Genomic DNA, 11,479 nt, shown 5'->3' on the forward strand with positions numbered 1-11,479 from the left:
GGTCAGTCCAGGCCGGTGGTGCGCCCGAGCGCGTCCGGCCGGCTCTCCTCGATCCGCCGCAGCATCCGGCCCAGCATCGCGGAGAGCGCGGTCCGCTCCTCGCCCACGACGTCCTGGAGCAGCTCCTCCTCGAAGACCGCGGCCATCCGCATCGACTCCAGCCACTTGTCGCGGCCGGTCTCGGTGAGCTCGATGATCACCCGCACCCGGTTGGTCTCGTCCCGCTCCCGGGTGACCAGCCCGTCCGCCACCATCCGGTCGATCCGGTGCGTCATCGCCGCCGGGGTGAGCCCGAGGCGCTTGGCCAGCTCGCCCGGCCCGAGCCGGTACGGGCTGCCGGACACCACCAGCGCCTTGAGCACCTCCCACTCGGCGGAGGTGATTCCGAGCACAGTCAGCTGCCGGTCGTACGCCACGCCCATCCGCCGGGAGACCCGGTTGAGGGTCTGCACGATCGTCTCCACCTGGGGGTCGACGGTGGGGAATTCCCGCTGGTAGAGGGCCACCTGCTCGGCGATGCCGAACTCCAGGGGGGTGGCCGGGGCGGGCTTGCCGGCAGCCGGCGGCGGCTTGTCCGTAGTCATGCGGACCAGTGTCGCACGAGGGTGCACTCCTTAAGCCTTTGACTCCGCAGCCTTCGGGTGCTAAGACTTTATCTCGTCAAACTTTAGCTCTGAAATCTTCTGGACTTAAGAGTATCCAGTTGAAACCAGGAAGGGATGTGCACGGTGACCGGCACGGTGAAGCAGCAGAGGCAGCAGCGGCGTGGAGCGGGCGGCCCGCTGCGCCGCGTCCAGATCGGCAACGCGCTCAGTGCGTTCGGCAGCGGGTTCACGATGCCGTACATGTTCGTGTACGTGGACCAGGTGCGCGGACTGGGCTCGCTGGCGGCCGGGATGGTGTTCACCGTCTTCGCGCTGGCGGCCCTCGCCGTCCTGCCGTTCACCGGCCGCGGCATCGACAGGTACGGTCCCCGCCCGGTGCTGCTGGCCGGTACGGCGCTCGCCGCCACCGGTGCGTTCGCCTTCGGCCACGCCACCGGCACCCCGGCCCTGCTGGTCTCCTCCTTCCTGTTCGGCGCCGGTGTCACCACCTGCCAGCCGGCGCTCGCCACGATGATCGTCCGCTGCTCCACGGCGGCCACCCGCTCGCACGCCTTCGCGCTCCAGTTCACCCTGGTCAACCTGGGCATGGGCATCGGTGCGCTGGTCGGCGGGCAGATCGTGAACGTGTCGGACCCGGCCAGCCTGACCCGGCTGTTCACCATCGAGGCGGTGACGTTCCTCGGCCTCGCCCTGGTCACCGGCACCGCCCGGATGCCCAGGACCCAGCTGACCGCCGTCCACGGGAAGGCCGACGGCCCGACCGGTCTGCGCGCCCTGCTCGCCGACAAGGCGATGGTGCGGCTCAGCATCCTCGCCGGGCTGATCTTCTTCACCTGCTACGGCCAGTTCGAGTCCGGCGTCGCGGCCTTCGCCACCGACACCGTCGGCACCGCGCCCTCCACCCTGGGCTTCGCGATCGGCGCCAACGCGCTGACCATCGTGGTGCTGCAGATGTTCATGGTGCGGATCACCGCCAAGCGCCGCCGCACCACCGCGATGGCCGCGGCCGGCGTGGTCTGGCTCGGCGCCTGGGCGATGGCCCTGGTGGCCGGCCTGATACGGACCGAGACCATGGCCGCCACGGTCGCCATCGTCTCGATCTACGCCCTCTTCGGAGTCGGCGAGTCGCTGCTCGCGCCCACCATGGGCCCGATCGTCGCGGACCTCGCCCCGGCCCGGCTGCTCGGCACCTACAACGCCGGGTACGCCCTGGTGAAGCAGATCGCGATCGCGGTCGGCCCGGCCGTCGGCGTGCTGCTGGTCGGCTCCGGCACCTGGCCGCTCTACCTGGCGGCCATGGCGGGCTCCACGCTGCTGATCGTCGCCATGGCGCTGCGGCTGCGCCCGTACCTCACGCCGGAGCAGGACAACCCGGCCCCGGCCGTGGTCCACACCGTCCCGGTCCGGGAGCTGCAGACCGCCGCGTAGCGGAACGGGCGGCAAGGGGGTTCGAAACGGGCGCCGACCAGGTCACCTGGTCGGCGCCCGTCGCGCTTGGCTTCGCGCGCACCGCCACATAGTGTCAGTGGCTGTTGACCGCCCTGCCCCGGCCGGAGCGGCACGACCCGGGCGGAGCCAGGACCCGGACAGAGCAGACAGGCGAATCGGCGAGGCTATGACGCAAGCGGCGCTCACGCACCCACCGGCGGCCCCGGCCACCGCCGCCCCGGCACCGGCCCCGCGCGGGGGCCTGGTCCGCTGGGCGGCCGACCGCTCCGGCTGGCTCGGACCGATCGCCGTGGCGCTCTTCGCCGGCCTGCTGCGGTTCTGGAACCTCGGCCACCCCGACTCCTTCGTCTTCGACGAGACGTACTACCCCAAGGACGCCTGGTCCCTGCTCCAGCAGGGCTACGAGGGCACCTGGCCCGACCACGCCAACGCCGACATCCTGTCCGCCCCGCAGTCGATCCCGCTGACCTCCGCGCCCGAGTTCATCGCCCACCCGCCGCTCGGCAAATGGGTGATGGCGGTCGGCGAGCAGCTGTTCGGACTGAACCCCTTCGGCTGGCGGTTCATGACCGCCCTGCTCGGCACCGTCACCGTGCTGATGCTGGCCCGGATCGGCCGCCGCCTCTTCGGCTCCACCCTGATCGGCTGCACCGCCGCGCTGCTGATGTCGGTGGACGGCCTCCAACTGGTGATGAGTCGGGTCGGCCTGCTCGACGGCATTCAGATGTTCTTCGTGCTCGCCGCCTTCGGCAGCCTGCTGATCGACCGCGACCGCGACCACGTCCGCGCCCGGCTCGCCGTCGCCGCCGAGACCGTCGGCGGCGACGCCGTCCGGCTCGGGTGGCGCCCCTGGCGGATCGCCGCCGGGGTGCTCCTCGGCGCCGCCTGCGCGGTCAAGTGGAACGGCGCCCCGATCCTCGCCGCCTTCGGCGTCCTGACCGTCCTGTGGGACCAGTCCGGCCGCCGCGCCGCCGGCGCCCGCCGCCCCTGGCGTTCCATGCTGCGCCGGGACGCCGTCCCCGCCTTCCTCGCCATGGTCGGCTCCGCCCTGGTGCTGTACGTCGGCGCCTGGAGCGGCTGGCTGGCCACCGGCGGCTCCGGCCCGACCGGCGGGGGCGGCTACGACCGGCACTGGGCCGACGGGCGCGCCGGGCTCTCCCCGGACAGCGTCCTCGGCATCCCGCTGCCGCAGGTCCCGATGAGCTGGGTGCCCGCGTCACTGCGCAGCCTGTGGCACTACCACTCGCAGATGTACGACTTCAACACCGGTCTGAGCACCCCGCACACCTACCAGTCCAACCCCTTCGCCTGGCTGGTCGACGGCCGCCCGGTCTCGATGTACTGGGAGCAGATCCCGTACGGGCAGCGCGGTTGCACCTCCTCGGGCGGCTGCGCCTCGCAGATCCTCGGCCTCGGTACGCCCTTCCTGTGGTGGACGGCCTGCTTCGCGCTGGTCTACCTGCTGTGGCGCTGGTTCTTCCGGCGGGACTGGCGCTCGGGCGCGGTGCTGTGCGCGGTGGCCGGGATCTACCTGCCCTGGTTCCGGTACCAGGAGCGGACGATCTTCTCCTTCTACATGGTCGTGCTGGTGCCGTTCTTGTGCCTGGCCGTCGCCCAGATGCTCGGGGCGGTGCTCGGCCCGCCCGGGTGCACCCCCGAGCGACGCCGGATCGGGGCGATCGGGGCCGGGGCGATCGTGCTCGCGATCGTCGGCTGCTTCGCCTTCTTCTACCCGCTGTACACGGCGGAGGTGATCCCGATGTCGTCCTGGCAGGACCGGATGTGGTTCACCAGCTGGATCTGAGGGCCCGCGCCCGATGGGCCGGATCTGGACGGATTGGATCTGCACGGGTGGGATCTCTGCGGGTGGGACCTGCACCGGTGGGATCCGAAGGGGCCGGATCTGATGGCCCCGGCGGACCTGGCGGCCTCCGGTGGCCAGCTGCTGCCGGTCACCCCGGTGCTCGGGGTGGTCACGGCCGTGCTGCTGCTGGCCGCCGTCGCGGTGGCCGGGCGGGGACTGCTCGGCCACGGGCACGCGGTGCTGCGGGCCGGGCTGCGCGCCGTGGTGCAGTTGGCCGCCGTCGCCGCGGTGATCAGTTGGGTGGTCGGTTCGCTCTGGTGGTCGGCGCTGTTCGTGGTGCTGATGTTCTCGGTCGCGGTGCGCACCGCCGGACGGCGGATGACCCCGGGCCCGGCCTGGGTCTGGGCGGCCGCCCCGATCGGCGCCGGGGTGCTGCCGGTGCTCGCCCTGCTGCTGGGCGTCGGGCTGCTGCCGCCCGAGGGCCTGTCCGTCATCCCGGTCGCGGGCATCCTGATCGGCGGGGCGCTCAGCGCGACCTCGCTGGCCGGGCGGCGGGCCCTGGACGAGCTGCGGCTGCGGCGCGGCGAGGTGGAGGCGGCGCTGGCGCTCGGCTTCGAGGAGCGCGACGCCCGGCTGGAGATCTGCCGGACGGCGGCGGCGACCTCGCTCGTCCCGGCGCTGGACCAGACCCGGACGGTCGGCCTGGTCACCCTGCCCGGGGCCTTCGTCGGGATGCTGCTGGGCGGGGCCTCGCCGGTCCAGGCGGGGGCGGTGCAGCTGTTCGTGCTGATCGGGTTGCTGGCGGTGGAGTCGGTGGCGATCGTGGTGGTACTGGAACTGGTCGGGCGCGGGCTGATCGCGGCCGAGCCGGACGGGGGCGCCCGGTAGGGGGTCGACCGCCGTCGAGCGCCGTTGGCCGCCGTCGGACTCCGTCGAGCGCCGTTGGCCGCCGTCGACCGCCGTCGGACTCCGTCGACCGCCGTCGATGCCCGTCGACCTCCCGGGGCGGGTCGCTCGACGCCGTCGGGTACGCTTGGGGCCGTTGAAGGGGAGTAGCCCTCCACCGGACCGTCGACATACTGGCCCCCAGGGGCCCGGCGCCCGGGGTACCGCTCGATGAGCGGTGCCGGCGAGACCTTCGGCCGCAGTGCTGTGACCATGACCAGTGCTGTCGGGCCGAAGCGTCCCCTGACGGACCTGCGGAGGCCGGGCAGCCCGACCGAGGACTCCTATGAGTATCACCGTTGCCGCGTTGACCTTCGGCATCATCTTCCTGGCCGAACTGCCGGACAAGACCGCGCTGGCCAGCCTGGTGCTCGGCACCAAGTACCGCGCGAGCTACGTCTTCGCGGGCATCGCCGCCGCCTTCGCCCTCCAAGTGGGCCTCGCGCTCGTCGCCGGGCACCTGCTCACGCTGCTGCCGCACCGCTGGGTGGAGGGCGTCACCGGCCTGCTGTTCCTGGTCGGCGCGGCGATGCTGCTGTTCCACGGCGGCGAGGACGAGGACGAGCACGCGGCCAAGGAGCCGTCCTCGAACAGCTTCTGGAAGGTGGCCGGGGCCAGTTTCGTGGTCGTCGCGATCGCCGAGTTCGGTGACCTGACCCAGATCATGACCGCCAACCTGGCCGCCAAGTACGCCGACCCGCTGGCCGTCGGCCTCGGCTCCTGGCTGGCGCTGTGCGCGGTCGGCGGGGTCGCCATCGTGGGCGGGCAGAAGCTGCTCAAGTACGTGCCGATGAAGTTGATCATCCGGGTGGCGGCGACGATCATGGTCGTGCTGGCGGGCATCAGCATCTTCGGAGCGATCACCGGCTGATCCGGGGGACGACCGGCGGTCGGCCCGAGGGGTGACCGCCGGCCGGGCCGTTCCGGTCAGCAGGTGCTGTGCTTGTCCAGGGCGGCACGGGTGTTGGGACCGAAGATGCCCCGCTTGTCGCCCTTGACGTCCCACATCCACTGGACGTAGCCGACGGTGTTCACGGTGGTGTCGTCGTACTGCCCGGTCACCGGCACACTCGCCCAGCAGACGACGACGGCGAGCTTCTGCTGGAGGGCCGTGACGTCGGGGCCGCTCATTCCGTACTGCAGGACGCGCGGCGTCGAGCTGGCGGTGGGCGTCGGGGTCGGGGCGGGGGTGCTCGGTGCCGGTGCGGTCGGCGTGGGAGCCGTGACGGGGGGAGCGGCCGGGGCCTCGGCGGTCGGAGCGACGGCCGGGGGCGGGGTGGCCGTCTTCGTCGGGCTCGGCTTGCGGGTGGGGGTGGGCGTGGGGCTCGGCGCGTCGCTGGTCGGCGCCGCCGCGCTCGGGACGGGCGTCGCCAGGGTGGGCGGGTCCACCGGCGCGGGCGCCAGGGTGGTCGTCGGCAGCGGCTGCGCCTGCTTGGCCGGCGGCTCGTTGGAGGGCGTCACGGCGTACGCGACACCGATGGTGAGCGCCACCAGGGCGGCGCCGACCCCGGCGAGCAGCCCCTTGCGCCGGGCGAGCGGGTGCCGGTCGGCCTGTTCGGCCGCCCTCCTGGCGGCCCGTCCGCCACCGGCCTCCGGCCCGGGCGCGGCCTGACCGGTGTCGGAGGCCGGGCCGACGGAGAAGAGGCCGATCTCGTTCCCGGCCGGCCCCGAGGCCGGCGTTCGCGGTTGCGGGACCGACGGCAGCACGGTGGTGGCGTACGCCTCCGGGTGGGCGCCGGGGTCCGGGTAGCCGTCGGCTGCCGGGTAACCGTCGCCTGCCGGGTAACCGTCGCCTGCCGGGTAACCGTCGCCTGCCGGGTAGCCGTCGGCGCCCGGGTAGGCATGTGCGTCCGCGTAGCCGTCGGCGCCCGGGTGGGCACCGACGCCCGGCCCGAACGGGGCCTGCCCCGGGGCGACGGGCGGCAGCACGGTGGTGGCGTACGCGTCCGCGTCCGGTCCGAGCGGCGGAGCGGCCGGCGGCCCGGGCTGCCCCGGGGGTACGGGCGGCAGCACCGTGGTCGCGAACGGGTCCACCACCGGTGCGTTCGGGTGGGTCTCGTCGGCCAGCTGGTCGGCGGTCTGCGGGACGTACGGGCGGACCAGCGGCGGGCCCTCGATGTGGGGCAGGACGGCGGTCTCGGTGAGGCTCGGGTCCGGGACGCAGCCGCACCCGGTGGAGCGTGCGGTGCCGCACGTCGGGCAGTGCTGGTCCGGCATCGGCCGGTCCTCCTCGGTTTCGCGTCGACTTCGCGGGCGGCTGTTCGGTCGTCGGGCTGTTCGGTCGTTCGGCTGTTCGGTGCGCCGTCCGGGCGGAACCGGGCGCACGATCGCGCCTGATTATGCAGGACCGCCCGAAGGGTGGACAGGGGCGTCCGTCCCCCCGCGGGGAGGTTGTGCCGATTGGTGCCGGTTGGCTCTCCGGAGAACGCCCGGGGCGCGGCGGTTGTCCCCGGCGCTTACGCTCGGCTCAACCCGGTGGAACAAATCGGGACGAACCAGCGAGCGTTGTGAGCTGGGAGTGATCATCTGGCCGGCCCGGCCGACGGGCCCGCGACCCCCCACGGAGACGCCATGCCCACGGAGACGTCGCGTGATGTCGACGGAGAAGCCATGGCCGACGGAGAAGCCATGACGGAGACGTCATGACGGAGCCGCACGCCGCGTCCGACCGGAGCGCCGCTGCCGGGACCGGCCCGCCGGCGGTCACCGTCCCCAACCTCTGGGTGCCGATCGGCGCTCTGCTGCTGGCGATGCTGCTGGCCGCCCTCGACCAGACCATCGTCTCCACCGCGCTGCCGACCATCGTCAGCGACCTCGGCGGCCTCGACCACCTCTCCTGGGTGGTCACCGCCTACCTGTTGGCCTCCACCGCCGCGACCCCGCTGTGGGGCAAGCTCGGCGACATGTACGGCCGGAAGCGCTTCTTCCAGGCCTCCATCGTGATCTTCCTGCTCGGCTCGGTGCTGTGCGGGATCGCCCAGAACATGGGCGAACTGATCGCCTTCCGTGCGCTCCAGGGCCTGGGCGGCGGCGGGCTGATGGTGCTCTCCCAGGCGATCGTCGGCGACCTCGTCGCCCCCCGGGACCGCGGCCGCTACCAGGGCCTCTTCGGTGCCGTGTTCGGCGTCACCAGCGTGCTCGGGCCGCTGCTCGGCGGAGTGTTCGTCGACCACCTCAGCTGGCGCTGGGTCTTCTACATCAACCTGCCGATCGGCATCGTCGCCCTGGTGGTGATCGCGACGGTGCTGCACGGGCGGGAGGTCCGGCGCGAGCACCGGATCGACTACCTCGGCACCGTCCTGATCGCCGCCGTCGCCACCTGCCTGGTGCTGATGACCTCGCTCGGCGGGACCACCTGGGCCTGGACCTCCTGGCAGACCGTCGGCCTCGGCGTGCTCGGCCTGGTGCTGCTGCTCGCCTTCGTCCAGGTCGAGCGGACCGCGGTGGAGCCGGTGCTGCCGCTGCGGCTGTTCCGTTCGCGGACGTTCAGCCTGGTCGCGGTGATCTCCTTCGTCGTCGGCTTCGCGATGTTCGGCGCGCTGACCTACCTGCCGACCTTCCTCCAGGTGGTCCAGCAGGTCTCGCCGACCATGTCCGGCATCCACATGCTGCCGATGGTGCTCGGCATGCTGCTCACCTCGATCGGCTCCGGCCAGATCGTCGCCCGCACCGGCCACTACCGGATCTTCCCGATCGCCGGGACGGCCGTGACCACCGTCGGGCTGCTGCTGCTCTCCCGGCTGGACGAGCACAGCAGCACCGCCGAGATGAGCTTCTACTTCCTGGTCTTCGGCCTCGGGCTGGGCCTGGTGATGCAGGTGCTGGTGCTGATCGTGCAGAACTCGGTCGGCTACGAGGACCTCGGCGTGGCCACCGCGGGCGCCACCTTCTTCCGCTCCATCGGGGCCTCCTTCGGCGTCTCCATCTTCGGGACGGTCTTCGCCAGCGGCCTGCGCAGCCGGCTCGCCGACGCGCTGGCGGGGGTGCCGCTGCCGCCCGGCTTCCAGCCGGAGGCCATCACCGCCGACCCGCGGGTCATCCCCCAACTGCCGGCCGCCGTCCAGCCGGCGGTCTACCACGCGTACGCCGAGTCGATCACCCGGGTGTTCCTGTACGCGGTGCCGGTCGCGGTGGTCGCCTTCGTGCTGTCGCTGTTCCTGCGTGAGCAGAAGCTGCGCTCCACCGTCACCGCGCCGGACCTCAGCGAGTCCATCGGCGTCAATCCGGTCGAGCGCAGTTCGCTGGACGAGATCGCCCGCGCGCTCTCGGTGCTGAACGGCCGCGAGGCCCGGCGCGACCTCTTCCGGCGGATCACCGAGACCGCCGGACTGGACCTGCGGCCCGCCTCCAGCTGGCTGCTCCTCCAGATGCACCAGCACGGCTCGGTCGAGCCGGCCGAACTGGCCGAGCGGCGGATCGTCCCGGTGGCCGTCGTCGAGGAGGCCGCCCGGGAGGTGGAGGGCCGGGGGCTGGCGGCGCGGTCCGGCGGGCTGCCGCTGCGGCTCACCGAACCGGGGGAGGAGGTGGCGTTGCGGCTGGTCGCCGCCCGGCGCGCCCAGCTCGCCGAACTGCTGGGGGACTGGGACGAGGAGCGGTACGCCGAGCTCGCCGGGGTGCTCAACCGGCTCAGCTCCTCGCTCTGTGCGGACCTGCGGGACCGGCCGGACTCCTCGGGGCCGGAGCCGCCGTACCGTGGGGAGGGGCGGTCGTTCTGACCATGCGTCGGCCCGTCGGGTGTGGCAGGGAAGGGTGGTGCGGCATGCCGCTCGAAATCGAGCGCAAGTTCCTGCTGGAGGCCTTCGAGCCGCCGGGCACGGCGGTGCGGCAGCGCATCGAGCAGGGGTACATCGCGATCAAGAGCGACGGGACGGAGGTGCGGCTGCGGCGGATCGGCGACAGCCGCGTCCTCGGCGTCAAGCGGAGCGCCTCCTCCTCGGAGGGATCCCCCGTACGGATCGAGGTGGAACGCGAGCTCGGGGAGCGGGAGTTCACCGAGCTCTGGCCGGCCACCGAGGGCGCCCGCCTGGTCAAGGACCGCTACACCTTCGAGGCGTCCGGCGTCACCGTCTACGCGGACGTCTACCAGGGGGAGTTGGCCGGGCTGCGCACCGTCGAGGTCGAGTTCGGTTCGGAGGCCGAGGCGGAGGCGTTCTCGGTGCCGGAGTGGTTCGGCGCCGAGATCACCGGCGTGAAGGCGTACAAGAACCAGACCCTCGCGACCCTCGGGCTCCCCGGGTCCTGACCTCGGTGCCGGGGTTACGGCGCCCCGAACCAGCGCGGGGTGTCGAGGCGGAACGGGTCGCCGGGGGCGAGCCGGCGCAGGCCGTCCTCCAGCTGCCGCAGCTGCTCCTCGCCCAGGGTCGCGGCCCACTCCTCGCGCAGCTCGTCGAAGATCCGGGCGGAGCGGACCAGGCAGTCCACCCCGCGCCCGGTGAGCCGGACCAGCTTGCGCCGGGTGTCGGAGGGGTCCGCGGCGCGCTCGACGTAGCCGAGCTGCTCCAGGTTGTCGACGGTCTTGCCCGCCGCCTGCTTGGTGACGCCGAGGCGGCGGCCGAGTTCGGAGGCGGTGGTGCCGTGCGGGCCGATCGCCTGGAAGACGAAGCCGTGCATCGGGCGCAGGTCGGGATGGCCCTCGCGGGCGATGCGCTCGTGCAGCTCGTCGATGATCGTCCGGAAGGCGAGCAGCAGGCGCAGCGGCAGCTCGAAGCCCGGCGGGGGCGCTTCACTTGACACGATAGACAACCTCATTGACCATATAGACAACTTCATTGACCATCTTAGGGGGTTCCTTCACCATGCCCGTGATCCGCCGGACCGACGCCCGCCGCACCGCGACCCCGAACGCCGTCATGACCACCTACGCCTCGCCCACCCAGGGCTCCGCCGCCCTCGCCGTCTGGCACGTCGACATGGCCTCCGGCGCCAAGGGCCCGCTGCACGCCATGGACACCGAGCAGATCTGGACCCTGCTCACCGGCACCGCCCGGGTCGACCTGGCGGGGGAGGCCTTCACCCTCGCCGCCGGCGACACCGCCGTCCTCCCCGCCGACACTGTCCGGCAGATCGCCACCGACACCGGCTTCACCGCCGTCGTCGCCTCCCCGTCCCCCGCCCACGCCTACAACCCCGACGCCCGCACCCCCGAGGGCGCCTGCGGCCTCGCCCCGCGCGACGACCAGCGTGTCCTGCCGCCGTGGATCGCCTGAGCCCGACCCGCTCGCGCCCACGGGGACGGCCGGGGGCCCGCCCCGGCCGTGAGGTGTAGCAGACTGCTGCCGTAAGCAGTCCCCGGAGCAGAAGGAGCCCCATGTCCGTCGTCAAGATCAACGTGCTGACGGTGCCGGCCGAGCAGCGCGAGGTGCTGGAGCAGCGCTTCGCCTCCCGCGCCGGCGCGGTGGAGAACTCGGACGGCTTCGAGTGGTTCGAGCTCCTCCGCCCCGTCGAGGGCACCGACCAGTACCTCGTCTACACCCGCTGGCGCAGCGAGGAGGACTTCAAGGCCTGGATGGAGGGCCCCATGAAGGCGGCCCACCAGAACGGCCCCTCCGGCGAGGCCCCCAAGCGCCCCGCCGCCTCCGGCTCCACCCTCTGGTCCTTCGAGGTCGTCCAGTCGGCGGGCCCCAAGGCCTGAGGTTCGTCCGGCAGTTGCGCGCCCCGGGTTCCGCGGAACCCGGGG

The 11,479-nt window shown here is 72.8% G+C and carries 11 protein-coding genes; 8 read left to right on the plus strand and 3 right to left on the minus strand.

What is annotated here, in order from left to right:
• Positions 1-2: 2 nt before the first annotated feature.
• A complete protein-coding gene (locus ACWGKU_RS38260) occupies positions 3-584 on the minus strand; it encodes a MarR family winged helix-turn-helix transcriptional regulator (protein WP_452191763.1) in 582 nt (193 codons plus the stop codon).
• Positions 585-728: 144 nt separating this feature from the next.
• Here ACWGKU_RS38260 and ACWGKU_RS38265 point away from each other — a divergent pair, with 144 nt between their 5' ends.
• The 4 genes from ACWGKU_RS38265 to ACWGKU_RS38280 all read left to right on the plus strand — a co-directional run bounded on the left by ACWGKU_RS38265 (position 729) and on the right by ACWGKU_RS38280 (position 5,674).
• A complete protein-coding gene (locus ACWGKU_RS38265; protein WP_452178902.1) occupies positions 729-2,033 on the plus strand; it encodes an MFS transporter in 1,305 nt (434 codons plus the stop codon).
• A 187-nt stretch (positions 2,034-2,220) separates the two neighbouring features.
• Entirely contained in the window at positions 2,221-3,858 is a 1,638-nt protein-coding gene (locus ACWGKU_RS38270) for a dolichyl-phosphate-mannose--protein mannosyltransferase (RefSeq protein WP_452178903.1), read from the plus strand.
• Positions 3,859-3,960: 102 nt separating this feature from the next.
• On the plus strand, positions 3,961-4,746 hold the full coding sequence (locus ACWGKU_RS38275; protein WP_452178904.1) for an ABC transporter permease: 786 nt from the start codon (positions 3,961-3,963) through the stop codon (positions 4,744-4,746).
• Positions 4,747-5,089: 343 nt separating this feature from the next.
• Entirely contained in the window at positions 5,090-5,674 is a 585-nt protein-coding gene (locus ACWGKU_RS38280; protein ID WP_387729587.1) for a TMEM165/GDT1 family protein, read from the plus strand.
• Between the two features lie 56 nt (positions 5,675-5,730).
• Here ACWGKU_RS38280 and ACWGKU_RS38285 read toward each other — a convergent pair whose 3' ends face one another.
• Positions 5,731-7,020, minus strand: coding sequence for a hypothetical protein (locus ACWGKU_RS38285; RefSeq protein WP_452178905.1), 1,290 nt, complete (start codon positions 7,018-7,020; stop codon positions 5,731-5,733).
• 425 nt (positions 7,021-7,445) lie between these two features.
• Here ACWGKU_RS38285 and ACWGKU_RS38290 point away from each other — a divergent pair, with 425 nt between their 5' ends.
• Positions 7,446-9,518 carry an MFS transporter gene (locus ACWGKU_RS38290; RefSeq protein WP_452178906.1) on the plus strand — a complete coding sequence of 691 codons (2,073 nt, stop codon included), beginning with the start codon at positions 7,446-7,448 and terminating at the stop codon, positions 9,516-9,518.
• A gap of 44 nt (positions 9,519-9,562) precedes the next feature.
• Positions 9,563-10,045, plus strand: a complete 483-nt coding sequence (locus ACWGKU_RS38295; RefSeq protein WP_401052462.1) for a CYTH domain-containing protein — start codon at positions 9,563-9,565, stop codon at positions 10,043-10,045.
• A gap of 14 nt (positions 10,046-10,059) precedes the next feature.
• On the opposite strand, the gene ACWGKU_RS38300 is transcribed toward ACWGKU_RS38295, so the two are convergent.
• Complete coding sequence (locus ACWGKU_RS38300) at positions 10,060-10,536, minus strand: MarR family winged helix-turn-helix transcriptional regulator (RefSeq protein ID WP_359907145.1); 477 nt, start codon at positions 10,534-10,536, stop codon at positions 10,060-10,062.
• Between the two features lie 62 nt (positions 10,537-10,598).
• Between ACWGKU_RS38300 and ACWGKU_RS38305 the strand changes: the two genes are divergently transcribed.
• Together ACWGKU_RS38305 and ACWGKU_RS38310 are read left to right on the plus strand one after the other, a co-directional pair.
• Entirely contained in the window at positions 10,599-11,009 is a 411-nt protein-coding gene (locus tag ACWGKU_RS38305) for a cupin domain-containing protein (RefSeq protein WP_452191764.1), read from the plus strand.
• Between the two features lie 101 nt (positions 11,010-11,110).
• Entirely contained in the window at positions 11,111-11,434 is a 324-nt protein-coding gene (locus tag ACWGKU_RS38310; RefSeq protein WP_117487522.1) for an antibiotic biosynthesis monooxygenase family protein, read from the plus strand.
• The last annotated feature ends 45 nt before the right edge of the window (positions 11,435-11,479 follow it).

Source organism: Kitasatospora sp. NPDC054768, assembly GCF_053612025.1.

Excerpts from the sequence above, each read along its gene's own strand:
- ACWGKU_RS38260 (WP_452191763.1), bottom strand. The coding sequence starts at position 584 with ATGACTACGGACAAGCCGCCGCCGGCTGCCGGCAAGCCCGCCCCGGCC.
- ACWGKU_RS38310 (WP_117487522.1), top strand. The coding sequence starts at position 11,111 with ATGTCCGTCGTCAAGATCAACGTGCTGACGGTGCCGGCCGAGCAGCGC.
- ACWGKU_RS38290 (WP_452178906.1), top strand. The coding sequence starts at position 7,446 with ATGACGGAGCCGCACGCCGCGTCCGACCGGAGCGCCGCTGCCGGGACC.
- ACWGKU_RS38305 (WP_452191764.1), top strand. The coding sequence starts at position 10,599 with ATGCCCGTGATCCGCCGGACCGACGCCCGCCGCACCGCGACCCCGAAC.
- ACWGKU_RS38270 (WP_452178903.1), top strand. The coding sequence starts at position 2,221 with ATGACGCAAGCGGCGCTCACGCACCCACCGGCGGCCCCGGCCACCGCC.
- ACWGKU_RS38295 (WP_401052462.1), top strand. The coding sequence starts at position 9,563 with ATGCCGCTCGAAATCGAGCGCAAGTTCCTGCTGGAGGCCTTCGAGCCG.
- ACWGKU_RS38285 (WP_452178905.1), bottom strand. The coding sequence starts at position 7,020 with ATGCCGGACCAGCACTGCCCGACGTGCGGCACCGCACGCTCCACCGGG.
- ACWGKU_RS38275 (WP_452178904.1), top strand. The coding sequence starts at position 3,961 with ATGGCCCCGGCGGACCTGGCGGCCTCCGGTGGCCAGCTGCTGCCGGTC.
- ACWGKU_RS38280 (WP_387729587.1), top strand. The coding sequence starts at position 5,090 with ATGAGTATCACCGTTGCCGCGTTGACCTTCGGCATCATCTTCCTGGCC.